Origin of the sequence: Lentilactobacillus parabuchneri DSM 5707 = NBRC 107865 (genome assembly GCF_001435315.1) — a bacterium.
GTDB lineage: Bacteria > Bacillota > Bacilli > Lactobacillales > Lactobacillaceae > Lentilactobacillus > Lentilactobacillus parabuchneri.
In genome coordinates, this window is sequence record NZ_AZGK01000007.1 from 15,367 (window position 1) to 40,594 (window position 25,228).

Below are 25,228 nucleotides of genomic sequence, written 5' to 3' on the forward strand. Positions count from 1 at the left end.
GCGGTATTATTTTTGAGGATCAAGTTGTTTAATGTCCCACTATTTGAATTAATTTTTTAGAAAATAAGCCTTGTTACTCACCAAGTTCTTGCTTGGCGTTTTTAATCTGCAGTCTCACCTGATCAAATCCAGTTCCACCCAGTGAGTGACGTCGTTCCACAGCAACCTCTGATTTAAGGTCATGGTAGACGTCTTCTTCAATTTTAGGAGAAGCAGCCTGGAGATCTGCCAAAGACATGTCCTGGAGGTTCTGGTGGGTTTCTAGGCCCTTTAGAACCAACTGGCCAACAATCCCATGAGCTTCTCGGAATGGAATTCCCTTGGTTGCCAAATAATCAGCCAATTCAGTGGCGTTTGAAAAATCATTTTCGGTGGCCGCCTTCATTCGCTCGACATTTGGTTTGGCTGTTTTGAGCATGCCGTTGAATACTTTCAAAGCAGGCAGCAACGTCTTAACCGTGTCAAAAGTCCCCTCCTTGTCTTCTTGGAGGTCCTTATTATAGGCCAAAGGTAACGACTTCATTGTCGACAATAGGCCAATCAGGTGGCCATACACCCGTCCGGATTTTCCACGAATCAATTCAGCCATGTCGGGGTTCTTCTTTTGCGGCATAATTGAACTGCCCGTCGTGTAGGCGTCACTTAATTCCAGGTACTTAAATTCGTGACTTACCCACATACTGATTTCTTCACAAAATCTGGATAAGTGCATCATCAAAATTGAACTGTTGCTCAAAAACTCCAGGGCAAAATCACGATCGGAAACCGCGTCCAGTGAGTTGGGATACACTTGGGCAAAGCCAAGTTCCTTTGCGGTGTATTCCCGATCAATTGGAAACGTTGTCCCTGCCAAAGCGGCGGCACCCAGCGGCAACATGTCCGTATGCTGCATATTAAAGACAAACCGTTCTTTGTCCCGCTTCAGCATTTGGTAGTAGGCCATCAGGTAATGACCGTAAGAAATCGGCTGGGCGTGCTGCAAATGTGTATAGCCCGGCATAATCGTTTCGACGTTTTTTTCGGCCATCTCGACCAGCGTTTTCTGCAAAGTCGTGATTTCATCAATGACTTTTGGCAGACGGTTTTTCAAATACAAATGAAAGTCAGTGGCGACCTGGTCATTTCGTGATCGGGCGGTATGCAGCTTCCCGGCAACCGGTCCGATTCGTTCGGTCAAAAGTGCTTCGATGTTCATGTGGATATCTTCATTTTCAACCGTAAATTCAAGCTTTCCGGCGTGTAAATCCTCACGAAGCCCAACGAGTCCGGCAACAATTTGATTCACATCGTCCATCTTCAAAATTTTGGTGTGACCCAGCATCTTGACATGGGCAAGTGAACCCTCAATATCTTCGTCGGCCATCAGTTGGTCAAACGAAATTGAAGCCCCAAATTGATCTACCCATTCTGATGCCTGCTGCTGAAAACGACCGCCCCATAATTTCTTTGTACTCATTTATTTTTTAGCTCCCATATGTGTGGAATTTTTTTCCTGAACGGTTACCTTATCCTTCAATTGGGATTTGGTAACGGCTTTAACAAATTGAGAATTCTTATTTTTAAGGGCCACTTGTTGATAGACTTGAGTTGGAAGTCCCCACAATTTGATGAACCCTTTGGCTGCTTCCTGGTCAAATGAATCTGAGGAAGTGTAAGTTGCCAAATCTTTGTCATAAAGAGACGAATCTGATTTACGACCCAGTACCATGACGTTGCCCTTGAACAACTGCAACTTAATCACACCGTTGACAACTTCCTGGGACTTGTCGATAAATGCCTGAATGGCATCCATCAGAGGCGAGAACCAAAGGGCGTTATAGACCATCTCACTCAATTGTTTTTCAACGGTTGGTTTGAAGTGCGCAAGGTCTCGTTCAAAGGTTAGGTCTTCAAGTTCCTTGTGCGCTTTCAACAAAACAGTTGCCGCTGGGGCTTCGTAGACTTCACGAGATTTGATCCCAACCAAACGGTTTTCAATATGATCAATTCGGCCGACCCCATTTTCACCGGCAATTTCATTTAGTTCTTGGATGATTTCTGAAAACTTCATCTTCTGGCCATTCAGCTCAGTTGGAATCCCCTTTTTAAAAGTGATTTCAACTTCGGTTGGCGTGTCTGGTGTATTCTCAATTGGATTGGTAATTGCAAATGCATCTTCTGGTGCGCTTTGCCATGGGTCTTCCAAAATACCGGCTTCGTTGGCACGGCCCCAAATATTGGCATCAATTGAGTAAGGTGAGTCCAAATCAATTGGAATTGGAATATTGTGGTCCTTGGCATATTCAATTTCCTGCTCACGTGACCAGTGCCAGTCACGAACTGGACTGAGGACTTCCAATTGTGGATCCAAGCCATGAATGGCAACTTCGAAACGAACCTGATCGTTTCCTTTACCAGTACAGCCGTGGGCAACCGCAACGGCGTGCTCTTGATGGGCAACTTGAACCAGCGTCTTGGAAATGAGCGGACGTGATAAAGCGGAAATGAGTGGGTACGAGCCTTCATACATGGCGTTGGCCTTCAAAGCGACAGCCGCATAGTTGTCGGCAAATTCGTCCAAAGCATCAATCACATATGCTTTAACAGCGCCGACATTTAAAGCCTTTTGTTTAATGAAATCAAGGTCCTTGCCTTCACCAACATTAATACAGCAAGCCACAACGTCATAGCCCTTGTCCTTTAACCAGGCAATTGCAACTGAGGTGTCCAAGCCACCGGAATACGCTAAAATTACTTTATTGTTTTCTGACATATATATTCCCTCTTATTTTCTAAAAAATTCAATGTATAGAGATTAACACCTATATTCATAAAATGCAACTGTTTTTGCGTTTTATTCATTATTAATCGAATTATTATTCTGATTATGCAGAATTTGGCCAAATACCCGAAAATATGCAGAAAAGAGCGTCGACCAAATAGCGGTTCGACTGAGGAATAATTGAAACAAAAAAAGGCGGAACAAAACATTTCGTCTTGTCCCGTCCGCTTGTAAATTGGCCTTAATCTATTTTGTGCATCATAAGTTAACTTGGTTGACCCCACCGGATTGGCTTGGGTAACGCTTCTCCAATCGTGCAATATTTTTAGTGGCAACTTCGTCAAAGGGAATGTCGGCCCACTCGGAAATTTGCGATAAATACCATAAAACGTCGCCCATCTCTTTTACCAGTTGATCATGGTCAAGTTTTTGACTTTGGAAAGTGTACTTACGAATTAAGTCCGCAACTTCGCCGGATTCACCGGTCAGTCCCAAGGCACAATTTGTCAGGACTTGTTCATTCCCCATTAGTGTACGGTTAGCTGCTTTTTGGTACTCATCAAAATTCATCGTTTCATTCTCCCCTCAATCCAACGCCAAACATCGTTCTTACCTGTTTTGGTTAGCGCGGAAAATAGAATTAACGGTTCATTGGAATCAAGTTGTAAGGTCTTCTTGATTAATGATTCCTGCTTGTTCCATTTGCCGCCGGAAATTTTGTCCATTTTGGTTGCAACAGTTAAGATCGGAATATTGTAATACTTCAGCCAATTGTGCATCGACACATCATCATCCGTTGGCGCATGGCGACCGTCAACGAGGGCAATCACACCCCTCAACTGTTCACGTTTAGTCAAATAAGTTTCAATCATTCTCCCCCATTTTTCTCGACTGGCTTTAGAAGCTTTGGCATAGCCGTACCCTGGGACATCCACAAAGTACAGCTTGTCTTCAATATTGTAGAAATTCAGGGTTTGGGTTTTCCCCGGTTGACTTGATGTTCGCGCAAATTTATTTCTGTTGATTAAAACATTGGTTAGTGAAGATTTGCCAACATTTGACCGACCAACCAACGCTATTTCTGGAAATTGAGTATTTGGATATTGTTTTTCTGCGACAGCACTGATCGTAAGGTCGACGTTATGAACCTCCATGAAACCACTCCTTAAGTGAATAAAAAATATTGAAATAAAAAAAGAAATCTGACAGTAAGCTATCTAAAGTTTACATCAGATTTCTACGAATTACGATGCTTGATTTAAGATTAGTTCCGGTTCCTTATGGTCGGTTACAGTCTCTGGCGTAATAATGACCTTTGAAACATCATTTCGGCTTGGCAAGTCAAACATAATGTCTCGCATAACGCCTTCAATGATTGAACGCAATCCACGAGCACCCGTATCACGGGCGATTGCCAACTGCGCCATTTTTTCCAGGGCACCAGGGGCAAATTCAAGTTCAGCACCATCAAGCTCAATCAACTTTTTATATTGTTTAACCAAGGCATTCTTAGGCTCAGTCAAAATTCGAACCAAGTCGCTTTCATCAAGCTTATCCAAAGCAGTCAGAATTGGCAGACGACCGATGAATTCTGGAATCAGTCCAAACTTCAGTAAATCTTCTGGAATAACTGCCTGCATGATGTTCTTAGGATCCACTTCAGCAGCTTCGTCTGAATTGGTCCCAAAACCGATTGTCTTGTCGCCAAGACGGCTCTTAACAATCCCTTCGATTCCATCAAAAGCACCACCAACAATGAACAAAATGTTGGTTGTATCAATTTGAATAAATTCTTGTTGTGGATGCTTTCGTCCACCCTGAGGCGGAACGTTAGCAATCGTGCCTTCAAGAATCTTCAGAAGTGCTTGTTGAACCCCTTCACCAGAGACGTCACGCGTAATCGAAACGTTTTCGGACTTCTTGGCAATTTTATCGATTTCGTCGATGTAAATAATCCCATGCTCAGCACGCTCAACATCGTAGTCGGCATTTTGCAACAGCTTGAGAAGAATATTTTCCACATCTTCTCCAACGTAACCGGCTTCTGTCAGCGTGGTTGCATCCGCAATCGCAAACGGCACGTTCAAGATTTTGGCTAACGTTTGGGCCAAGTAAGTCTTTCCTGAACCGGTTGGGCCAATGATACAAATGTTACTCTTTTGGAGTTCCAAATCGTCATCAGGTTCACTGATCATCTCATTAACGCGCTTATAATGGTTATAAACGGCAACTGATAGTGTTCGCTTCGCATTTTCTTGACCAATCACAAATTCATTTAACTTATCTAAGATTTGTGCAGGTGTCAAAACCTTCAGCAGATCTTCTGAAGTTTTCTCCGGTGCAAGTTCTTCATCAATGATTTCCTTACATAAATCAATACATTCGTTACAAATATAAACGCCAGGACCGGCAACAATTTTTTTGACCTGATCCTGTGTTTTTCCACAAAACGAGCAAGTAATAGGCCCGCTTGATTCATTGTCTTCAAACAAATTATTCACTCCTCCATCCGGGATGGACTTTTAGTACAATTCTATTAATCAACTAAGTGTAACTTTACCATATAACAGGTAAAAAGCAATTAGAAGGCCTCGCCTTAAAAAAAGACCCGTCAATGACAACGGGTCTTTCAATTAGGTTAATAGACTATTTTTCTGACGATTCTTCTGATTCATCAGAAGCTTTAGCTTTAGCATCCTGCTTAGCTGAATCAACGATCAAGTCAATTGCTTGCTTGATTGCGATATCATGCTTCAACATGTCGTCAGTAAGCGCACTGCGGACAGCGTCTTCCTTCATGCCATATTGTTTAGCAAGGTTTTTAACTTCAGCCTTGACGTCGTCTTCAGAAGGATCAATCTTTTCTGCAGCAACGATTGCTTCAAGAACCAAGTTAGTCTTAACTCGCTTTTCGGCACCATCGGCGAATTGCTTCTTTAAGTCGTCTGGTGTTGTTCCAGTCAACTGGAAGTACATATCCTGGTTGATACCTTGTTGTTGCATACCAGCCAAGTATTGATCCATTTGTCGTTGGATGTCCTCATCGATCATGGCTTGAGGAATGTCCTTAACTTCAGCATTGTCGGTTGCTTCACTGATAGCAGCATCCTCAATTGCTTCACGAGCTTCGTTCTTCTTTTGATCCTTGAGATCATCTTTAATCTTTTCTTTCAATTCATCAAGGCTGTCAACGTCTTCGTCAACGTCCTTGGCAAAGTCATCATCCAACTTAGGTAATTCCTTCGTCTTAACTTCATGAATCTGAGTCTTAAAGATTGCGTCCTTGCCAGCTAAATCTTTAGCTTGGTAATCTTCAGGGAACGTTACTTTAACTTCCACTTCATCATCAGCCTTGTGACCAATTAATTGGTCTTCAAAACCTGGGATAAATGAGTTAGAGCCCAATTCCAATGAATGGTTTTCGGCCTTACCACCATCAAATGGCTTGCCGTCAACAGTTCCTTCAAAGTCGATAACAACTGTATCGCCCTTTTCAGCAGCCTTGCCTTCTTTAAGAACTAATTCGGCTTGGCTTTCACGTTTCTTCTCTAATTCAGCGTCAACGTCTTTTTGGTAAACACGGGTGTTTTGCTTAGGAACGCTCAAGCCCTTGTAATCGCCAAGCTTAACTTCAGGCTTAACGGTAACATCAGCTGAAACAACCCAAGGCTTACCCTTTTCCATTGACTCAACGTTAATTTTTGGTTGGTCAACTGGTTCGATCTTGGTATCTTCAACAGCCTTTTCGTATGCGTCAGGCAGAAGAATGTTTAAAGCATCTTCGTACAATGCTTCTTCACCATACATCTTAGTGAAGATCTGACGAGGAACCTTTCCCTTACGGAAGCCAGGTACCCGAATGCTGTTCTTGTTCTTTTTGAATGCACGATCTAATCCTGATTTAATTGAATCTGTACCAATTTCGAATGTTAATTTTCCATCATTGGTACCTTTCTTTTCCCATTTTGCAGACATCTTTTTTCCTCCGAGACCAAAAGAATTTTTACAATTTCATAATTGCATAACATTGTTATTTTAACGTATTAATCATAAAATGTAAAATTAATTTCAAGTGAAACCCAATAAATGAAAAAAGCTGCGAGGATTGCTCCTCACAGCTTAGGTATGCTATTTACGAAGGAAACTAGTCCTTAACGTCACTAACAACACCGGCACCAACAGTATGACCACCTTCACGGATGGTAAACTTAGTACCCTTTTCAATGGCAACTGGCTTCGTTAATTCAACTTGGAATGTAACGTTATCACCAGGCATAACCATTTCTACGCCCTTTTCCAATTCGATAACACCGGTAACATCGGTAGTATGGAAGTAGAATTGTGGACGATAGTTTGAGAAGAATGGCGTATGACGGCCACCTTCTTCTTTAGTCAAGATATAAACTTGACCTTCGAATTCTTTGTGGGTTTGGATTGAACCAGGTGCTGCAAGAACTTGTCCACGGACAACTTGATCACGATCGATACCACGAAGAAGAACACCAACGTTATCGCCGGCTTGACCTTCGTCAAGAGTCTTACGGAACATTTCCAAACCAGTAACAGTTGACTTCAATGGTTCATCGTTCAAACCAACAATTTCAACTTCGTCACCGACTTTAACAGTACCACGATCAATACGACCAGATGCAACAGTACCACGACCAGTGATAGTGAAGACATCTTCAACTGGCATCAAGAATGGTTTGCTGTCGTCACGTTCTGGAGTTGGAATGTATTCATCAACAACATCCATTAAGTCAAGGATAACTTGTTCTTGTTCCTTGTCGCCCTCAAGTGCTTTAAGAGCTGAACCACGGAGAACAGGAATATCATCACCAGGATAATCGTATTCAGAAAGTAATTCACGAACTTCCATCTCAACCAAGTCAACTAATTCGTCATCATCAACTAAATCAGTCTTGTTTAAGAATACAACGATGTAATCAACACCAACTTGGTGAGCAAGCAAGATATGTTCACGAGTTTGTGGCATTGGACCATCAGTTGCGGCAACAACCAGAATAGCACCATCCATTTGAGCGGCACCAGTGATCATGTTTTTAATGTAATCAGCATGTCCTGGGGCATCGATATGGGCATAGTGACGCTTTTCAGTTTCGTATTCCACGTGAGCAGTGTTGATAGTTATACCACGTTCACGTTCCTCTGGAGCTGCATCAATATCAGCATAGTCTTCAGCCTTAGCGAGACCCTTTGCAGCCAATACTTTGGTGATAGCAGCAGTCAAAGTAGTTTTCCCATGATCAATATGGCCAATAGTACCAATATTTACATGGGGTTTTGTTCTTTCATAATGTTCTTTTGCCATTAATGAAACCTCCTGTTGTTTTCAAGAATTACATCAATTCGCATCAATGCATTTCTAAGTGTTATTATACTACATCTTCTGGAAAAGACAAAGTAGTCAATTTTCGAAGAATCCTTAAGTATTATATCTATAAGAGAATTGTTTGTAAACAGATTCCATCTATTTTCCGAAAATAATTTTGCTATATGAGATCAATTTTAATCTCTTCGTCATAGATTTTGGTAATCCATGAAAGCATCAACTGCTCCTGATCGTTGTCTGGCTTGATCATATCGCCAAACGAACGGGCAATAATTGCTTTGGCCCAAAATTGAGAATCCGTTATGACTTTATCGAAAAATGGGTAAATATAATTGCCTTGAGTGAATAGTTCTTTTTCAAGCAGCTCTAATTTGATCGGATCATCAGTTGCAAATTGTTTCTCGATCGCCTGCAAGACACCCACAAAAGACTCATATTGATCCAATGGTTTCAATTCGCCGGTTCTAATCGTGTAGGTTTTTCCGTCAAGCCAAACCATGTCAAAACGATACTTTAAGTCAATTCGGACAAGCTGCAGCAAAACTTGTGTCTTGACCACCTGCCAAACAAATGGATCGGACATGATTGCCCTAGCTGCGCGGACGTATTCCTTTAAAGGCAGCGTAACTGACGACTGCACAGCCTGCACCTGCTCAGCCACACTCAGCGCGCCAATATGCGCAAAATGTCGAGAAGCTTGCTGCAACTTAGCCGAATTGTCCGTCCGGTAGGCTGATTCAGCTTGCTCAACCTCATGTGTCCAAGCGTCGTGCAAATCGGTCTTCGCTGCCGTCACCGCTTCACGTGCCAGCATAAACGAGTTACTCTTCAAAAAGATCTTAAAAGCGTCTTTCAAATAATCAGGTTGATTAAAAAACGATTCCTGAAAGGCCAGGATAATCGCTTTAGCCTCTTCGTATCGCTTTAAATAAAATAGTGCAACGGCGTGCAGGTCGTTAACGGCAATTGAATCAGGATACTTGTTAAGTAAATGCTCAGTCTTATTTAAAACTTGTTGATATCTTTGATCGGCAAGATCCTCTTTGGCACTCATGAAAATAACCTGGTCATTTTTTTGAAGTTCAGACATTTTTGGTCCACCTTTAAATTTTAAGACTATCGGACAAACAGCGGTTGGCTGATTAGGCTGGAACTGCTAGTTAGAGCATCACTCAGCCAAGTATGATCAACCTAAAAAGGCCGGTGCAAAACATTTGGTTTTGTCCCGGTCTCTTGCGTCACTAATTGTTTTCGTTTGCCCTTTGCTTTTTCTTTGAACGCTTATGATGCTGGTTAACTTCCATAATAACGGGAAGAATAACCGGGTGACGTTTGGTTTGCTTGTAAAGATAATCGCTGAGGTCTTCACGGACATCCTGTTTCAAATTACTCCAGTCAAATTCTTTATGCTCGAGGTTATTAGAAACCGTCTTTTCAATAATTCCAGCAGCATCCTTCATCAGATCCTTGTTGGCCTTAACGTAAACAAATCCTCGAGACGTCAACTTAGGCTGCGCAACAATCCGCTTTTTCTTACGGTCAATCGTTACAACTGCCACAAAAATACCATCTTCGGAAAGGACCTTACGATCACGAAGCACAATGTTTCCAATGTCCCCAATTCCGATACCGTCAATCATCGTATCAGCCAAATCAACACCCTTGCCTAAATGAATGTCATCTTTGGAAACTGAAATGATATCACCCTTGGCGGGAATAACGATTTGTTCATCCGTATAACCAATTTCTTTTGCCAATTGGGCATTCGCTTCAAGAAGCCGATATTCGCCTTGAACCGGGATAATGTATTTCGGATGCAATAAGTTCATCAATAATTGCAGATCCGCTTGACTTGCATCCCCTGATGAATTCATCTCATCTGAAATCATCTTGACTTCGCCATCTGCGCGATAAACCATGTCTCGGGTCTTGGCGACCGTCGTTTCCATCGCAGTTGATGGCGTCGTCGTGATGAAGACCAAATCCTTTGGTTCAATATTAATATCACTTTGTTCCTTGTTAGCCATCCGCTGAATCGCTTTAATTGGCTCACCCATTTTACCAGTCTGAATAATGACAACCTTGTCAGGCGCCATCTTTTTCAATTCATCAAGCGACTCAATTAAAAGGTCATCTTCCGGTAATTTTAAGGTATTCAAGCGCATTGCGGTTTTGACAATCCGTTCCAAATCGTGGCCGGTTAAATAGACGCGTCGGCCTGTTTTGGCAGCCGCATTGAAGACCTGTTGCATTCTCAAAATGTTGGAAGCAACGCTGGCCACAATAATTCGGCTGTCTTGATAGTTAAACGTATCATAAATGTATTCGGAAATTTGCTTTTCAGAAGCACTTGGCTTAGGATTTTCTGCGTTGCTTGAATCGTCAAGCAAGGCCAAGACACCCTCATCGCCAAGTTGTGTCAGTGCCGAATAGTTAGTCTGGTACAGCGGGGCAGCGGTCTGGTCAAACTTAAAGTCGCCAGTGTAAACAATGGCGCCCTCTGACGTGTGCAACGCCACACCCAGTGATCCGGGGATTGAATGAGTGGTCTTGAAAAAGGTCACCTTGCAATCCTCAAAGTCAATTTCGCTTCGATCACTGACAACGTGAAAATCGTCAAAGTTCTTAATTTGGTCTGAATCTGCGACATCCAATTTAGCCAGCTCAATGGTCATTTCGGACCCAAAAACCGGCACATCGAACTTATTCAGGAAGTATGAAATCGCACCAATCGAATCTGCGTGACCGTGCGTCAAAAATACACCGACAATTCGGTCCTTATTTTCTTCCAAATAGCTAAAGTCAGGGATAACAACGTCAATTCCCAGAAGTTCATTTTCAGGGTATTTTAGCCCACAGTCTAAAATATAGATACCACCATTAATGTCGACCGCGTACATGTTCTTGCCGTTTTCGCGGGCGCCACCAATCGCCATTATTTTGATTTCGTTTTTCATGTTTCACCTCAAAAATTTAATTATGCTTTTTTACGTTCGTTTTCAGCTTCTTTTAGTTTAACATATTTTGTATGGAAACCGAATTTTTCAATGAATATTGCTGATTCTTAAGCTATGTATAAAAAAAGGAACGGAAATTATCCGTTCCAAAAAATTCAATATTAACGACGAAGACCAAGGTCTTTGATCAATTGACGATAACGGGTAACATCCTTGTTACGCAAGTATGCTAATAAGTTACGACGATGACCAATCTTCTTCATAAGTCCACGTTGTGAATGATAGTCCTTACGGTGTGTCCGCATATGTTCGTTCAGTTCGTTGATATCTGCAGTCAAAACTGCGATTTGAACCTCTGCTGAACCCGTGTCGCCTTCATGACGGGCGAACTTGCTGATAATTTCATTTTTCTTTGTTTGTGTAATTGCCATAATATATAACCACCTTTAATTTTTTTGACGCCATCAACTGAGTCAGCGGAAGTGGTACCCGACAGACTAAGTCGAAGGTCTTGTACAACACACAAAAATTAGTATAGCGGATTTTTGTGAAGAATACAAGTCAATCACTGACATTCATGGCGACTATGGGTTGCAATCAGCCCCTGGTTTTTGTATAATGATGCTTGTTGAAATTTAATAATTTTTACTTAGAATAATACTCGGAGGTGAATCAAATGCCAATTATCAAATCTGCTATCGAACGTGTTAAAACTAACGAAAAAGCACAACGTCGTAATGCTGCTCAACTCAGTGCATACAGAACTGCTGTTAAGAAGTTCCAAAAGGCACAAGTTGCTGGTTCTGACGATGTTAAAGACTTATACATTAACGCAATCAGCGCAATTGATCGCGCAAAATCAAAGGGCTTAATCAAAGCTAATAAGGCTGCTCGTGACAAGTCACGTTTAACTTCAAAGTTAGCCAAATAAAACCTTTCTGAGTTGTTAGTTTCCTAACAACTTTTTTTGTACACAAAAAATGGGGCTGAACCAAAAGTGTTGAACTTTTGACTCAGCCTCTTTTTGGCGTTTCCATATTATTAGCCTGAAGTGTGCGACAAATTCTGCGTTCAAAACGTCTTTTCAACTAACCTGCTTCATAAACTTAAGAACAAACAATTCGAATAGCAACTCCGGTGGCCGACTCGTCGATTTCATTTGTCGCTCAGTGTCCACTAAGCCAATGTAGGCATCTCTGAGTTGATTGTAGCTAAAGTGCTTAACAGTTTGTATTGCCAACTTGATACGATAAGGGTGAACTTTTAAAGTTGAAGCCAAGTTACCCTGCGCGTACCCATGCTTTTGGAGAATCATGACCTGAAGCAGTAAACGGAACTGCTGGATTAAAACGGCATTAATCCGGATTGGCTCATCGTTTTCCAGCAACAGTTGATGGTAAATATCCATCGACTGCTTGGGATCCTTCCGCAAGACGCTGTTCACCAAATCAAATACATTTTGTTCCATCGACCGGCTAACCAACCCATTAACCGATTCAACATCAATAATCTTTGTTTCATTATTATATAAAATCAGCTTGGGTAAATCGCTCATCATCGAGGTTAGCTTACCACCAGTCAATTCGACCATTCGATCCAGAGCATCTGAATTAATGGAAAACCCCTGATCGGAAATTTTATCAGTCACTAATTTTTTGATTTCACTTTCACGTAAATTTCCAATTTCAATGGTTGTAGCGACTTTTTTGAGTGCCTTGGTGACCTTTTTGCGGGAATCAAGCTTATCATACGGTGCAAAAATGACCATGACTGTCGATTCTTCCGGGTGTTGAAGATAGTCCAAAAAATCATCGGTATTTTGTTCGAGCTTGGACTTAACCCTCATCCCCGTTAAAAAGAATGGTCGATTGACTATGACCAACCGTCGTTCACCAAAAAACGGTACAGAAATCGCGTCCTCTACCGCAGTTGAGATAGTGGTGTCTTCCATGTCATAATTACCAATATTCATTGACCGTTCGCTATCAGGAATCAGTCTAATAAATGCTTCTTTAATTTGTTGGGAAAGATATTCCTGATCCCCCAGGATTAAATAAACCGGATCAGCCGTCCCTTTATTCAGTTGTTTGATTAATTGAGAATAATTCATGATCCATTCCCTTCGTCACCACTCAAAACGGTCTCAAAATGACCCACATTATGTCGATATACATATCTTACCATACCCTGATTTTGAGTATTAAACATCTTAATGTTGTGCTGTTTCAATAACGTCACGGTTTCTTCATTTGGATGATGATAACGATTGTTTCGTCCAGCAGAAATCAAAGCAATTTTAGGATGCAGCTGACTGATAAATTTTGGATCGGACGACGTCTTACTGCCATGGTGTCCAACCTTGAGTACATCGGCAGTTAAATTGGGATGTCTGGCCAGTGTATCCAATTCTCCAGGGCGGTCCAGATCACCGGTAAACACCCAATTAAGGCCACCTTTACGCGTTGCTAAAACCATTGAATCGTGATTTTCACCCTTACCTGGCAAATAAGGATGATAAATGGTCGCCGGCAAGCCCGGAACACGCATTTCATCATTGACACAAATTAACTTGGTTGATTGCTTGCGATTTGAAATTCGATTCATGAAGCCGGGATTCTTATCCATTCCTAAAGGAATCAAAATCCGCCGAACGTTCATTTCTTCAATGAATGCGGGTAAATCCCCGCAGTGGTCCGCGTCTTGATGACTGACACACATGTTGTCAATCCGTGAGACCCCAATACTTTTCAGATAGTTGATCGATAACCGCTTTGCCTGATAATCCCGACTTTCCTTCTGCCAGGGCTGCGAATTGAAATGAACCTTTCCGCCAGTATCAATTATCGTGATGTTTTGATTAAACGGTTCACGAATTAAGAAGCTGTCACCCTGACCAATGTCAAACATCGTCACTTCTCCATGTAACGGAAAGTGAATCACCATAAACGTCCCGACATACAGACATGCAAGCCCAAGCGCCACATATTTAACCGCTCGCCGGCTCACAATGACTAATAGAAATGTTAAGATGAGCATCATTAATACGATCCAAAAAGCCGGTTTCCCGAAGACGATCAGTCCGGGTAGCCCACTAATCCAATTCAAGCTGTCGTTAAATAGGTGCAGCAACCATTCCACTGGTGTGACCAGCCAGAGACTAAACATCCCAACAATAACGCCAAGTATGACCAAAGGAAATATTACTTTGCCGAATAGTGGTAAAACAATCAAATTGACCGCAACGCTTAAAAAATGCCATTCATAAATATGAAATAACAAGATTGGAACTGTCAACAAATTCAATAAAATCGTCTGTTTAAAATACGTTAGCTTTTCGGATACAATCAATCCCAACGCCAATAAATAGCTTAATTGAACACCCATCAAAAACATAGCTTCCGGTAAAATCATTAGGTTCAGCATCAATGACAAGCTCCAAATGTCGAGCTTGGATAAGTTAATCCTAAATAATCGGTTTAAAATTGCAATAATCGCCATCATGACCGCTCGCAGTAAGCCCGGTGAACCGCCCGAAAAAATAAAGTACCCACCCAAAAGCGTAATGGAGATAACGGCCTTTTTAAACCGGGAAAGTTCTAATATTGCCAGTAGCTGATCAACAATTGTCAAAAAATAAGCAACGTGCATCCCCGAGATGCTAAAGACATGCAGTAGTCCCAACTGTTTAACGCCAGCCATCTCATCGAAAAAATGAGTTGGCCGATAACCACTGATCAACCCCGTTGCGTAAAGAGACAGCGTCTTGGGCAAGTGGTCACAATACTGATTAAACCGGCTGCGAAGCATATGAATCCGATCAATTAAAGACAAGTGGACGGGTGGCCCCATTATCGTCAAATTCTCTGCGATAAAGGCCTTTTGAATCTTTTGATGATGGTAATAACGATTCATATCAAATTGGTTAACGTTAGTCGTAGGCAAAAAATGATCCAGTTTCCCACTCATTTTTGCGTTAATCGGCTTAATACTGTGTTGCAAAAGTTCCTGTTGACCTTTGGACTTTAACCGACAATAAAACACGTATTTCTGCTGTTGTCCGTCTGGTCGACCAATAAAGCTTAAACTGGCCCCATTGACCTTAAGCGTATCCGGATACAGCTTAACTGTCCATGTCACCGGTGTCTCGGGTTGAAACTGGTGTTGATGCCTATCCAGTTGTAAATGAGTGATCAAACAAACGCCGGCAAAGAGGGTCCCAGCTACTAATGAACCCACAAGGATGGTCGGGTTTTTGACCAAGATGATTCTAATAAACAAGACAGCAAGCAGCACAATGCCAATCAGACGATTGCCATAAAACACCACGCCGAGTCCCAACATCACCATCGCCGGGAAAATCAACCAGTTTTTTAAAATAATTAGTCAGACAAATAGGATTGAAATGGCACTCTGTCCATGTCAGATTGAGTCAACTTAATTTTGTGGAGTTCAATATTCTTCAGTTGAATCAGCTTTTGTGCATAGTCGTTATTATGATAATTTCTGAGGTAATTAATTTTGGTAATTCCAGCCTGCAGCAACATTTTCGTACACTGAAGGCACGGAAAATCCGTGACGTAAATTTCAGCATTATCCGTACTTTCGCCGAACTTGGCACATTGAAGAATTGCATTCATCTCGGCGTGAATCGTTCGGACGCAATGGCCATCTTCCAAATAACAGCCAACATCAATACAATGGTCGTCACCTGCTACTGAACCGTTATAGCCTCCGGCAATGATTCGTTTATCGCGGACAATCACTGCACCAACTGATAAACGCTCACATGTGCTTCTGGAGGCCAATAACACAGCCTGCATCATAAAATATTGGTCCCATTTTATTCGTTTATCCATTTTCATTCCACCTTCTATGAATTAAATCATATCTCAATTTGTCGTTTTGAGCTACACACAAATTGAAGATTTAAGATTCGCAAAGGTTTTCTCACCAAATCCTGGGACTTCTTTGAGTTCTTCAATATTTTTAAACTGTCCATGAGCTTGACGGTATGCAATAATTTGGTCTGCCTTTTTGTCACCAATACCTGAAAGTTCCTGCAGCTTGGTCTTATCAGCGGTGTTTAAATTAATCTGTTGGCCAGAATCTGCTGTTGCGGACGATGCCATTTCCGTCGCACCCGCATCGGTGGTTGAGTCGGCAGCATCGGCTGGTGTGGCTGCAGGAGTGGTTGTCGAGGTCACCGGCGACCCCTTTTCTCCTCTAATGGGAACGTAGATTACCTGTTGATCCGTTAATTTTTGCGCCAGGTTGATCTTTTTCTTGTCCGCTGATCGATTGTAGCCTCCAGCCAAATCAATGGCGTCTACCACCCGCATATTGGCGCTCACTTGGTAGACGCCGGGATTTTTAACTGCGCCTTTGACATCAACGTACATCTGTTGATTACTTCCAGAGGCCACCTGCTTGGGCTGCTCCGAAGTACATGCCGGCGTCGAAGTGGTCTCTGACGTCGTCGAGGAACTCGAAACGGCCATTTGTGCGTCTTCAGCCGTGTCTGCTTGGCCCCCATGATTCATCAGCATCCCACCGATTACAAACATAAAAATAACGATTACGGCAACTAAGCCAATCAAAATTTGATAAAGATAGTCATCAATAAACTCACGTATCCTATTCATACTGTGCCTCCCTTCTAAGAATTAGATACGAAAAAAAGGATTAGAATCTCTAATCCCTTCAAAATTTATTTATTTGATTGTTTTTCCAAAACAGAAACTGCCTGAGCGAAGGTCTTAATTGGAATCACCTTCATATTGGGGGCATATTTTTTGGCGGTTTCCTTCGCCAATTGATAGTTGGTCTTATGGCCTTCTTCATACTTCAACACAGATTTAGTTGGTTTGACATAGGGTGCCAAGAAGATTTTAGCCCCGTGTCTTTTAGCAGTAATGACCTTTTTATCAATCCCACCAATTTCGCCGACGTTACCAAGGCCGTCAACGGTCCCTGTCCCGGCAACCTTCTGTCCGTGGCGCAAATCTTTATTGGTTAACTGACTGTAAATCTGCAGTGAGAACATCAATCCACCTGATGGGCCACCGACTTGTCCCGGATTGACTTTGATCGGAATCCCCGGCTTAACTTCCACATCATCCGTTAAGGTAATGCCAATTCCGGCCCGGTGTTTGGAAATCATTCCAAGCGGTGCGGTGGCCTTTTTGATCTTACCATTGCGCTTGTACGTAACCGTTAATTTCTCGCCGTATTTTTGTTTCTTAACGTACTGAATAAAGCCGTTGGCGCTCTTGAACTTGTGGCCGTTTAACGCCACGACGACGTCACCGACTTGCAGCTTGTTCTTGAAATTGGACTGTTTCATCAAGCTCATAACGTAGATGCCGGCATACTTAATTCGGACCCGTTTGTGGGCATAATGATATGCCGTATAAATGGCACCGTTAATTGAACCGTCCATATAGATCTTTTGAACCTTCTCATAAGCCTTCATGTTTTGGCCGCCAGTGACGTCTTCTTCCGGCTCAATTGAGTAATATGGGCTCATCTTGGCGTACAGATAGGTAAAAGGGCGTGCCTGGGCAATACTGACCGACATTAACATAAATTGGCCTTTTTGCTTGTCAGGGTGGTCCTTGATATTCACAATTTTGCTCAGATTCGAAGCGTCCCCGGGACCTTCAATATAACTTGGTAACGGCCATAACGAGCCAACAGCCACGAAAAGGAAAATGGCAAACCAAATCAGATATTTTTTCGTGCTTTTTTTCATCAGTTAACCACTCTCTCAACAATTATTTTATTTAGCATACTTGGCAGCAAGCGCTGCTGCAACTGATTTTGGGACGAATTTCGAAACATCGCCGTGGAACTTGGAGATTTCTTTGATCATGCTCGATGAAAGGTCCCGATAATTGGCCGCAGTCGGCAAAAAGACCGTCTGAATCCGGTCATCAAGCTTTTCGTTTAGCCCTGCAATCGACATTTCGGTATCCAAATCCGCACTGCCGCGGACGCCGCGAACCAATACGGTTGCGCCCAGTTGTCGGGCGAGATTGACGGTTAATTCTTCAGAAGTGATCACTTCGACGTTATCCAATTGCTGAAGTGCCGCTTTCGCAAAGGCCGCCCGTTCATCCGTGGTAAATAATGCGTGCTTATGGGTATTAATGCTGATTGCGACATAAACCTGGTCAAAAATTCGAGAAGCCCGCTGAATCACGTCAACGTGTCCAAATGTAATTGGATCAAAACTTCCGGCATACAATGCTTTTGTCATTCGTCATTCCCCATTTGAAAGTCATAGATTGTCAAATTCGTTAAACCATAATTTTTTTGCTTAATTGCCTTGAAGCCGGTCATGGTCTCGGGCAGTTCGGTGTGATTATCTGTCTCACAAACGACGATCGCCTGTTCATTGAGAAGATCCAAGTCCCTTAACGAAGCTAAGGTTGCCACAATTTGTTGCAATTTGTAAGGTGGATCCAAGAAAACCATATCGAACTTTTCATTTTGGGCAGAGAAATCCTTTAACACGGCTTCTGCACTGCCTTTAATCACATCAAATTGGTCTTGTGCGTGGATTTTTTCAATGTTTTCCTTAATGGTTTTGATCGCCTGATATTGACGATCCACCAGTACGGCTTTGTCCATTCCTCGAGAAACCGCCTCAATTCCCACGGCACCCGAACCGGCAAACAAATCCAAAAAGACGCCGCCGTGATAGTACGGCCCCGTCATGCTGAACAAAGATTCCTTTACTTTATCGGTTGTTGGCCGCGTTTTATCACTTTTAACCGGATTCAAGCGGATTCCACCATATTTTCCTGATACAATTCTCATGTGCTACCTCAACTTTAATAATCTTCATCAGCCGTGTCATCATCGTCATCAAGGTCCTTCTTACCTTCAACCTCTTGGACAAGTTCATTTAAATGCGATGGCACGACTTGTTTGACATAATTTTGAGCGGACAACTTGTTCATAATCTCCTCGCGATCAGCCTCGTTGACATAAAGCAAGGCATAGCGCATCCGCTTTGATACATAGTATAGTCTACCGTAAGACTTAAGGTTTCTAGAATGCCTAATCGAGTGCAAATAAACGATTAACCCGGTTGTTGGTTGAATGTCTAATGCCATACGCACATCTCCTTTGTTATTGTCTGACAACTTTCAGTGCTTTTTTGGCAATTCGCTGGCGACTGCTGATGTTTAGCACAACCCCCAAGCAAAATGAAAGTGTTAAAATACTTGACCCACCGTAGCTGATGAATGGGAAGGTCACCCCAGTGATTGGCAGAACTCCCAGGACACCACCCATATTAAAGAACGTTTGAATACTCATGTAAGTTGCGACACCATAGCAGATCAGGCTTTGGTATGGGCTGTTACTGCGAACCCCAATTTGAACGGTTCTCAAAATGATCACCGTTAATAATGCCAAGACCAAAAATGCCACAATTGCGCCCAACTCTTCAGTCAGAATTGACATGATGAAATCAGTGTTGGGTTCGGGGAGGTAACCTGTTTTTTGAACACTATTGCCAAGCCCCACTCCAAACAAACCGCCATTGCTAATTGCATAATAGGAGTTCACAACTTGCTGTCCGGTTCCCTGGGCGTGACCGAAAGGATTTGTAAATGCAACGATCCGTTGCAGTTGATAGGACCCGGAAAAGCTATCGGATTTTGCCATCGGAACCAGGATAAATTCAAATGCCAAAACAGCTGCAGCAAGACAACCATAAATGATCGAGAGTGCTCGCCTCCAAGAAAAGCCGCTGCAATTAAACAGGATGAATGCAATTGCCAGATTAATCGCAGCCCCACCGGAATCGGGTTGTTTGAGGATCAAGGCAATCAGGACAGCTGTAAAAAACAGTGGCCATTTCATCTGTTCCCACCAGTTGCGGACTGATAAGGTGATTTCCGGTTGCCCCTTGTCGATCGCGTCAGCTAACCAAATAATCAAAAAGAACTTCACAAATTCGGCTGGCTGAATGTTAACTGGGCCCAGGTGAATCCACCCGGCTGCCCCGTTAATGGTCTTGCCAACTACCAATAGACCGATCAACACGACAATAAAGAGGGCCAATAATGATTTTAAAAATTTGGGCTTCCGTAAATACTTCATGTTCATGGCAGCCATAACCAACACAATGATGACACTTAGAATCACAAAAATCAGCTGCTTAATTAAATAACTAAGTGGACTACCACCGTTTTGAAGGCCAATGTTTGCACTGGCAGAATACACCATGACGATGCCAATGACAGACATGATTAGATACGGCACAAAGATAACATAGTCCAGATTTTTTAAACGTTCTTTCCCCATTGGTCCAACTCCACTTTTCAATAATTATGTAGGTACATCGAACTACATTATATCATAATTGAAAAAGGCAATATGAGTTGGAAAAATTCTTAAGAAAACAAAAAGAGGCTGAGTCAAAAACTTACGCTTTTGGCCCAGCCTCTAAATGATTAAATCAATTATTTTTAGTTATGACGCTTCTTTTTTGCTTCCTTCTCACGAGTGTTTGAGTTAAGAATCTTCTTTCTCAACCGTACGTTGTGAGGGGTTACTTCACACAATTCATCTTCATTCAAGAATTCAAGTGATTCTTCAAGTGAAAGATGAGTTGGTGTCTTAATCCGTGCCATGTCATCAGAACCGGCGGCCCGGACGTTAGTCAAGTTCTTACCCTTCGTGATGTTAACCGTAATATCATTCTCACGGTTATTTTCACCAACGATCATTCCTTCGTACACTTCAGTACCTGGATCGATCAGTAATGTCCCACGGCTTTCAATACCCATCATTGCATAGGTAGTGGCTTTACCGGCGTTCATTGAAACAAGGGTTCCCTTGGTACGACCAGGATTCCAGCCCTTGATAACTGGCAAGTACTTTTCGAAAGTATGGTTCAAGATACCGTATCCACGAGTCAATGACAGGAATTCAGTTGAATAACCGATCAATCCACGTGATGGCGCCAAGAATGTCAGACGTGTCTGACCATTATCGGTCGTTTCCATGTTCTGCATGGTCCCTTTACGTTGTGAAAGGGTATCAATAACTGAACCGGTATATTCATCTGGCGTATCGATTTGAACTGATTCAAATGGTTCGCACATCGTGCCATCAATTTCTCTGTAGATAACTTCTGGACGTGAAGCTTGTAATTCGTAACCTTCACGACGCAAAGTTTCAACCAGAATTGATAAATGTAATTCTCCACGTCCGGAAACAACCCATGCACCGGGTTGGTCCGTATCTTCAACTCGAAGTGAAACATCGGTATGAAGTTCATGCTTCAAACGATCTTCTAGTTGACGGGCAGTTACAAATTTACCATCTTGGCCAGCAAATGGTGACGTGTTGGTTGCAAATGTCATTTGTAGGGTTGGGGCATCAATTCTAAGAATTGGAAGTGGTTCCGGGTCCTTAGGATCAACAACGGTTTCACCAACGTTGATATCTTCCATACCTGAAACGGCGATCAAATCACCAGCCTTGGCGGAATCAATATCTTCCTTCTTCAAACCGAAGAATCCCATTAATTTGGTTACTCGGAAGTTCTGCTTTGAACCGTCAAGCTTCATAACAGTAACGCTGTCACCAACTTTGATGGTTCCACGGAAGATCCGGCCGACACCAATTCGACCAACGAAATCATTATAATCAAGCATTGCAACTTGGAATTGTAATGGTTCGTCTGAGTTGTCGATTGGAGCTGGAATATCTTTGATAATGGTATCAAAGATTGGCTTCATTGTGTGCTCTTGCTTGCTGACATCAGGATCATAACTTGATGTTCCGTTCATTGCAGATGCATAAACAACTGGGAAATCAAGCTGTTCTTCATCGGCACCAAGTTCGATAAATAAGTCAAGAACTTCGTCAACAACTTCTTGAGGGCGGGCACCTTCACGGTCAACCTTGTTAATCACAACGATTGGTGTTAAGTGTTGTTCAAGCGCTTTTTTCAAAACAAAACGGGTTTGTGGCATGGTTCCTTCGAAGGCATCAACGACAAGTAAACACCCGTCAACCATTCGCATAATTCGTTCAACTTCACCACCAAAGTCAGCATGTCCTGGGGTATCCAAGATGTTGATTTGTTTGTCGCCGTAACGAACGGCAGTGTTCTTCGAGAGAATGGTGATTCCTCGTTCTCTTTCAATAGCATTAGAGTCAAGTGCCCGATCCTCAATCTGTACATGTTGATCAAGCGTATCTGACTGCTTTAACATTTCGTTAACCAGGGTTGTCTTACCGTGGTCAACGTGGGCAATAATGGCGATGTTACGAATGTCGTCGCGTGTTTTTAATTTAGTATCCAAGTCGTTTGCTTCCCTTCATTTAAATCAAACCGAATGCTGCACACTTCATATTATTTGCATAAAAAAACTGTGACAACCGTCACAGTCCGACTATTTACTTACAATTGTAAGAATGTCTCGATGTGCATTTCGTGTTGCTAACAATACTGGAGTTGATGATAACACATTTAAACGTTGTCCGTCAATAGTTGTCATCTTTAAGCCGGCTGCCTCGCAGAGAATTCTCCCTGCACCAAAGTCCCACGGCTTAAGGTAGGAAATATATCCTACCAGTTCACCTCGGAGAACCGAGACGATATCAATACCAGCACTTCCATAAATGCGCATCCCCAGTGACTGTTGGGCGATGTCCACCATATTATAATCATTGTGTAAGACCATCGGCCCGCTTAGGCCAATGAGTCCCTCTCTGAGCGGGGTGTCGACGATCTCTGGTAATGGATGCCCATTGTCGAAAACACCCAGGTCAGGGCCGCCTGAAAGCAAGTGTTTGCCAATTACATCCATTACGTATCCCAAAACGCCCTTACCGTCCTCATACAAGGCAACCATGATTGCAAAATGATTTCGTTGTTTAACAAAATTCATCGTGCCATCAATTGGGTCAATAATCCAGATTTTTCCGTCAGTTGAGTCAACTTTGTCGCCAAAGCCCTCTTCTCCAAGAATTTTGGCGTCCGGATCGAATTCACGAATCTTACCGACCAAAAACTTTTCATTTTGCTTATCAATGTTTGTGACCAGGTCTTTACGACTAGTCTTGGTATCCACCGTCAATCGAGTATCGATTCTTCTCAAAACATTGTCACGGGATTCGTGCAGCCATCCCCTGACTGCCTTATCGATCGTCTTCAACTCATTAATTTCCATTATGTGCCTCACGTACCTTTAAATTAACATTTTGTTCATCCTTGGAAGCCTTAATCACTTGATAGGCGTTATATCCGGAGCGTTCCTCGAAGGCTGACTCCAGTTGCTTTTGTTCCATTTTACTCGGAACAATTTTTTGGAAACGCCGATAAGCCTCTAAAAATTCTGAACGTTCAATCCCACTTGACTGCTCATAAGCTTGTTCAATTGTTTGAAAGAAGTTGACGAGATCGATAATTTCATCAACACTTAGCCCATCAATTAGGGGGTACTCATACCCATCAGCCATATTCTCCACTCCGATCACGACTATGTTGCCTTTATTATATGATACATCTGAAGTTTGTGAAACCGAAAAGTTTTTGTTTCTGATGAACGCCGGCATTTATGAGGCACTAATTCTCAGCAAGTCCTGTTGCAGCCAGTTCCAATCCCGATAGCATCAAGAAAAGGCACCCGTGACAACAATTCATCACAGGTACCTTCTTTGATGCGCTAAGACCACTAGAGTCTCTTTGCGATATTTTAAATGTGGGTTGGGAATCCTAAACCAACATCTGCAGCTTCTTGAACTGGTTCGCTCAAGGTTGGGTGTGGATGAATGGTAAGGGCAATGTCTTCAACATTCATGTGACTGTTGACTGCCAAACTAAGTTCAGCAACCAAATCACTTGCACCAGGACCAACAATTTCGCCACCAACGATTGTTTTATCGTCTTTGGTGAAAATCAAACGAACAAATCCATCAGCTTCGTCCAATGATACGGCACGAGCATTACCAGCAAATGGGAACTTCGAAGTCGACACTTCGATATCCTTATCTTTGGCTTGAGCTTGAGTCATACCAACGACAGCAATTTCTGGGTCTGAGAAGCAGACTGCAGGAACGCCAACATAATCGTTAGCAGTGTTTTCACCGGAAATAGCACCGGCAGCAACCTTGCCTTGGAAGAAGGCTTTATGAGCCAATGCAGGACCCGAAGCAATATCTCCAATTGCGAAGATATGTGGTGAATCAGTTCTGCCTTGGATATCAGTTTGAACAATTCCATGATCGTCGAGCTTAACCTTAGTATATTCAAGGCCAAGGTCGTCAGTATTTGGCCGACGTCCAACGGTTACCATGCAGTAGTCAGCTTTGATGGTTGTTTGTTTGCCATCTTCTTCGTACGTTACGGAAACGCTATTGTCATCTTGACTTGAAGAAATTGCTTTGGCACTGGTATGAATATCAACGCCCTTCTTCTTCAAGTTCTTAACAACCAATGAAACCATATCTTTGGTGAATCCATTCAAGATGGAATCCAAGCCTTCGATGATTGTAACGTGAGAACCTAAGTTAGCATATGCACCAGCTAATTCGGTACCAACGTAGCCACCACCAATAACAACGAATTCTTTGGGAATTTCCGGTAAGTTCAAGCCACCGGTTGAGTCAATTACTCGGCCGTCAAACTTGAATCCAGGAATTTCAATTGGATGTGATCCACTGGCAATAATTAAGTTGTCGAACTGAATGGTCGTTCCAGTATCAGCACTCATGAATTGTTGTGGCCCTGTCGGCATAACTCGAAGTTGAGTATCGCTATCCAGAACAGCTTCACCATGAATTACTTCAACCTTGTGCTTGTTCAGCAGCATCTTAACACCGCTTGTCATACGGTCAACAACTTTCTTTTGCTTCCACTCTTGGGTTTTGGCAAAATCAATTGTTGCGGGTTGTGTTGTAATGCCATAGGTCGATGCGTCGTTTGCTTCTACCAAACGATGTCCAGCAGCGATCAAAGCTTTGGATGGAACACAACCAACGTTTAAACAAACACCGCCAAGTGTCTCTGATTTTTCAATCAGTGTAACTTTTTGTCCTAATTCGGAGGCACGGATTGCGGCAACGTAGCCACCAGGGCCAGCTCCGATAATTACTGTTTCTTTCTTTTCAACATCAGCCATTATTCGA

24 protein-coding genes are annotated in these 25,228 nt (G+C 42.6%); 1 reads left to right on the top strand and 23 read right to left on the bottom strand.

Going from position 1 to position 25,228, the window contains the following annotated elements; translation table 11 throughout:
- Window positions 1-73: 73 nt before the first annotated feature.
- The 10 genes from argH to rpsO all read right to left on the bottom strand — a co-directional run bounded on the left by argH (window position 74) and on the right by rpsO (window position 11,502).
- A complete protein-coding gene (gene argH / locus FC51_RS07610) occupies window positions 74-1,456 on the bottom strand; it encodes an argininosuccinate lyase (protein WP_057911255.1) in 1,383 nt (460 codons plus the stop codon).
- On the bottom strand, window positions 1,457-2,752 hold the full coding sequence (locus tag FC51_RS07615; RefSeq protein ID WP_057909562.1) for an argininosuccinate synthase: 1,296 nt from the start codon (window positions 2,750-2,752) through the stop codon (window positions 1,457-1,459).
- 267 nt (window positions 2,753-3,019) lie between these two features.
- On the bottom strand, window positions 3,020-3,331 hold the full coding sequence (locus FC51_RS07620) for a nucleoside triphosphate pyrophosphohydrolase family protein (protein WP_057909561.1): 312 nt from the start codon (window positions 3,329-3,331) through the stop codon (window positions 3,020-3,022).
- A complete protein-coding gene (gene yihA / locus FC51_RS07625) occupies window positions 3,328-3,915 on the bottom strand; it encodes a ribosome biogenesis GTP-binding protein YihA/YsxC (protein ID WP_057909560.1) in 588 nt (195 codons plus the stop codon). The genes FC51_RS07620 and yihA overlap by 4 nt, the downstream gene beginning before the upstream one ends.
- 90 nt (window positions 3,916-4,005) lie before the next feature.
- On the bottom strand, window positions 4,006-5,253 hold the full coding sequence (gene clpX, locus FC51_RS07630) for an ATP-dependent Clp protease ATP-binding subunit ClpX (protein ID WP_171031892.1): 1,248 nt from the start codon (window positions 5,251-5,253) through the stop codon (window positions 4,006-4,008).
- A gap of 154 nt (window positions 5,254-5,407) precedes the next feature.
- Window positions 5,408-6,736, bottom strand: coding sequence for a trigger factor (tig, locus tag FC51_RS07635; protein ID WP_057911256.1), 1,329 nt, complete (start codon window positions 6,734-6,736; stop codon window positions 5,408-5,410).
- 169 nt (window positions 6,737-6,905) lie between these two features.
- Complete coding sequence (tuf, locus tag FC51_RS07640; protein ID WP_057909557.1) at window positions 6,906-8,093, bottom strand: elongation factor Tu; 1,188 nt, start codon at window positions 8,091-8,093, stop codon at window positions 6,906-6,908.
- A gap of 181 nt (window positions 8,094-8,274) precedes the next feature.
- Window positions 8,275-9,204, bottom strand: a complete 930-nt coding sequence (locus FC51_RS07645) for a hypothetical protein (RefSeq protein WP_057909556.1) — start codon at window positions 9,202-9,204, stop codon at window positions 8,275-8,277.
- 151 nt (window positions 9,205-9,355) lie between these two features.
- Window positions 9,356-11,071 (bottom strand): ribonuclease J, encoded by a 1,716-nt coding sequence (locus FC51_RS07650; protein ID WP_057909555.1) that lies wholly within the window; start codon window positions 11,069-11,071, stop codon window positions 9,356-9,358.
- Window positions 11,072-11,232: 161 nt separating this feature from the next.
- The gene (gene rpsO, locus FC51_RS07655; protein ID WP_057909554.1) at window positions 11,233-11,502 is read right to left on the bottom strand and encodes a 30S ribosomal protein S15; all 270 of its coding nucleotides are present in this window, start codon (window positions 11,500-11,502) and stop codon (window positions 11,233-11,235) included.
- 245 nt (window positions 11,503-11,747) lie between these two features.
- On the opposite strand from rpsO, the gene rpsT reads away from it, so the two are divergent.
- On the top strand, window positions 11,748-12,002 hold the full coding sequence (gene rpsT, locus FC51_RS07660; protein WP_013727573.1) for a 30S ribosomal protein S20: 255 nt from the start codon (window positions 11,748-11,750) through the stop codon (window positions 12,000-12,002).
- 153 nt (window positions 12,003-12,155) lie between these two features.
- Here the strand turns inward: rpsT and holA are convergent, their stop codons facing one another.
- From holA to lpdA, 13 genes are all read right to left on the bottom strand, one after another.
- On the bottom strand, window positions 12,156-13,181 hold the full coding sequence (gene holA, locus FC51_RS07665) for a DNA polymerase III subunit delta (RefSeq protein ID WP_057909553.1): 1,026 nt from the start codon (window positions 13,179-13,181) through the stop codon (window positions 12,156-12,158).
- Window positions 13,178-15,418, bottom strand: a complete 2,241-nt coding sequence (locus tag FC51_RS07670) for a DNA internalization-related competence protein ComEC/Rec2 (RefSeq protein ID WP_305775227.1) — start codon at window positions 15,416-15,418, stop codon at window positions 13,178-13,180. Before FC51_RS07670 ends, holA begins: the two co-directional genes overlap by 4 nt.
- Window positions 15,419-15,450: 32 nt before the next feature.
- Window positions 15,451-15,927, bottom strand: coding sequence for a ComE operon protein 2 (locus FC51_RS07675; RefSeq protein ID WP_057909552.1), 477 nt, complete (start codon window positions 15,925-15,927; stop codon window positions 15,451-15,453).
- Window positions 15,928-15,978: 51 nt separating this feature from the next.
- The gene (locus FC51_RS07680) at window positions 15,979-16,713 is read right to left on the bottom strand and encodes a ComEA family DNA-binding protein (RefSeq protein WP_057909551.1); all 735 of its coding nucleotides are present in this window, start codon (window positions 16,711-16,713) and stop codon (window positions 15,979-15,981) included.
- Between the two features lie 65 nt (window positions 16,714-16,778).
- On the bottom strand, window positions 16,779-17,822 hold the full coding sequence (locus FC51_RS07685) for a SepM family pheromone-processing serine protease (RefSeq protein WP_057909550.1): 1,044 nt from the start codon (window positions 17,820-17,822) through the stop codon (window positions 16,779-16,781).
- A gap of 27 nt (window positions 17,823-17,849) precedes the next feature.
- Window positions 17,850-18,329, bottom strand: a complete 480-nt coding sequence (gene coaD / locus FC51_RS07690) for a pantetheine-phosphate adenylyltransferase (protein ID WP_057909549.1) — start codon at window positions 18,327-18,329, stop codon at window positions 17,850-17,852.
- Window positions 18,326-18,892 (bottom strand): 16S rRNA (guanine(966)-N(2))-methyltransferase RsmD, encoded by a 567-nt coding sequence (rsmD, locus tag FC51_RS07695; RefSeq protein ID WP_057909548.1) that lies wholly within the window; start codon window positions 18,890-18,892, stop codon window positions 18,326-18,328. The genes coaD and rsmD overlap by 4 nt, the downstream gene beginning before the upstream one ends.
- Window positions 18,893-18,906: 14 nt before the next feature.
- Window positions 18,907-19,191 carry a YlbG family protein gene (locus tag FC51_RS07700; protein WP_057909547.1) on the bottom strand — a complete coding sequence of 95 codons (285 nt, stop codon included), beginning with the start codon at window positions 19,189-19,191 and terminating at the stop codon, window positions 18,907-18,909.
- A gap of 16 nt (window positions 19,192-19,207) precedes the next feature.
- On the bottom strand, window positions 19,208-20,389 hold the full coding sequence (locus FC51_RS07705) for an FtsW/RodA/SpoVE family cell cycle protein (protein ID WP_057909546.1): 1,182 nt from the start codon (window positions 20,387-20,389) through the stop codon (window positions 19,208-19,210).
- Between the two features lie 164 nt (window positions 20,390-20,553).
- Window positions 20,554-22,401, bottom strand: a complete 1,848-nt coding sequence (gene typA / locus FC51_RS07710) for a translational GTPase TypA (RefSeq protein WP_057909545.1) — start codon at window positions 22,399-22,401, stop codon at window positions 20,554-20,556.
- Between the two features lie 90 nt (window positions 22,402-22,491).
- Window positions 22,492-23,271, bottom strand: a complete 780-nt coding sequence (locus tag FC51_RS07715; protein WP_057909544.1) for an inositol monophosphatase family protein — start codon at window positions 23,269-23,271, stop codon at window positions 22,492-22,494.
- A complete protein-coding gene (locus tag FC51_RS07720; protein WP_057909543.1) occupies window positions 23,261-23,560 on the bottom strand; it encodes a UPF0223 family protein in 300 nt (99 codons plus the stop codon). The genes FC51_RS07715 and FC51_RS07720 overlap by 11 nt, the downstream gene beginning before the upstream one ends.
- A gap of 236 nt (window positions 23,561-23,796) precedes the next feature.
- A complete protein-coding gene (lpdA, locus tag FC51_RS07725; protein WP_057909542.1) occupies window positions 23,797-25,221 on the bottom strand; it encodes a dihydrolipoyl dehydrogenase in 1,425 nt (474 codons plus the stop codon).
- Window positions 25,222-25,228 lie beyond the last annotated feature (7 nt).

Excerpts from the sequence above, each read along its gene's own strand:
- argH (WP_057911255.1), bottom strand. The coding sequence starts at position 1,456 with ATGAGTACAAAGAAATTATGGGGCGGTCGTTTTCAGCAGCAGGCATCA.
- FC51_RS07615 (WP_057909562.1), bottom strand. The coding sequence starts at position 2,752 with ATGTCAGAAAACAATAAAGTAATTTTAGCGTATTCCGGTGGCTTGGAC.
- FC51_RS07620 (WP_057909561.1), bottom strand. The coding sequence starts at position 3,331 with ATGAATTTTGATGAGTACCAAAAAGCAGCTAACCGTACACTAATGGGG.
- yihA (WP_057909560.1), bottom strand. The coding sequence starts at position 3,915 with ATGGAGGTTCATAACGTCGACCTTACGATCAGTGCTGTCGCAGAAAAA.
- tig (WP_057911256.1), bottom strand. The coding sequence starts at position 6,736 with ATGTCTGCAAAATGGGAAAAGAAAGGTACCAATGATGGAAAATTAACA.
- tuf (WP_057909557.1), bottom strand. The coding sequence starts at position 8,093 with ATGGCAAAAGAACATTATGAAAGAACAAAACCCCATGTAAATATTGGT.
- FC51_RS07645 (WP_057909556.1), bottom strand. The coding sequence starts at position 9,204 with ATGTCTGAACTTCAAAAAAATGACCAGGTTATTTTCATGAGTGCCAAA.
- FC51_RS07650 (WP_057909555.1), bottom strand. The coding sequence starts at position 11,071 with ATGAAAAACGAAATCAAAATAATGGCGATTGGTGGCGCCCGCGAAAAC.
- rpsO (WP_057909554.1), bottom strand. The coding sequence starts at position 11,502 with ATGGCAATTACACAAACAAAGAAAAATGAAATTATCAGCAAGTTCGCC.
- rpsT (WP_013727573.1), top strand. The coding sequence starts at position 11,748 with ATGCCAATTATCAAATCTGCTATCGAACGTGTTAAAACTAACGAAAAA.
- holA (WP_057909553.1), bottom strand. The coding sequence starts at position 13,181 with ATGAATTATTCTCAATTAATCAAACAACTGAATAAAGGGACGGCTGAT.
- FC51_RS07670 (WP_305775227.1), bottom strand. The coding sequence starts at position 15,418 with ATGGTGATGTTGGGACTCGGCGTGGTGTTTTATGGCAATCGTCTGATT.
- FC51_RS07675 (WP_057909552.1), bottom strand. The coding sequence starts at position 15,927 with ATGGATAAACGAATAAAATGGGACCAATATTTTATGATGCAGGCTGTG.
- FC51_RS07680 (WP_057909551.1), bottom strand. The coding sequence starts at position 16,713 with ATGAATAGGATACGTGAGTTTATTGATGACTATCTTTATCAAATTTTG.
- FC51_RS07685 (WP_057909550.1), bottom strand. The coding sequence starts at position 17,822 with ATGAAAAAAAGCACGAAAAAATATCTGATTTGGTTTGCCATTTTCCTT.
- coaD (WP_057909549.1), bottom strand. The coding sequence starts at position 18,329 with ATGACAAAAGCATTGTATGCCGGAAGTTTTGATCCAATTACATTTGGA.
- rsmD (WP_057909548.1), bottom strand. The coding sequence starts at position 18,892 with ATGAGAATTGTATCAGGAAAATATGGTGGAATCCGCTTGAATCCGGTT.
- FC51_RS07700 (WP_057909547.1), bottom strand. The coding sequence starts at position 19,191 with ATGGCATTAGACATTCAACCAACAACCGGGTTAATCGTTTATTTGCAC.
- FC51_RS07705 (WP_057909546.1), bottom strand. The coding sequence starts at position 20,389 with ATGGGGAAAGAACGTTTAAAAAATCTGGACTATGTTATCTTTGTGCCG.
- FC51_RS07715 (WP_057909544.1), bottom strand. The coding sequence starts at position 23,271 with ATGGAAATTAATGAGTTGAAGACGATCGATAAGGCAGTCAGGGGATGG.
- FC51_RS07720 (WP_057909543.1), bottom strand. The coding sequence starts at position 23,560 with ATGGCTGATGGGTATGAGTACCCCCTAATTGATGGGCTAAGTGTTGAT.
- lpdA (WP_057909542.1), bottom strand. The coding sequence starts at position 25,221 with ATGGCTGATGTTGAAAAGAAAGAAACAGTAATTATCGGAGCTGGCCCT.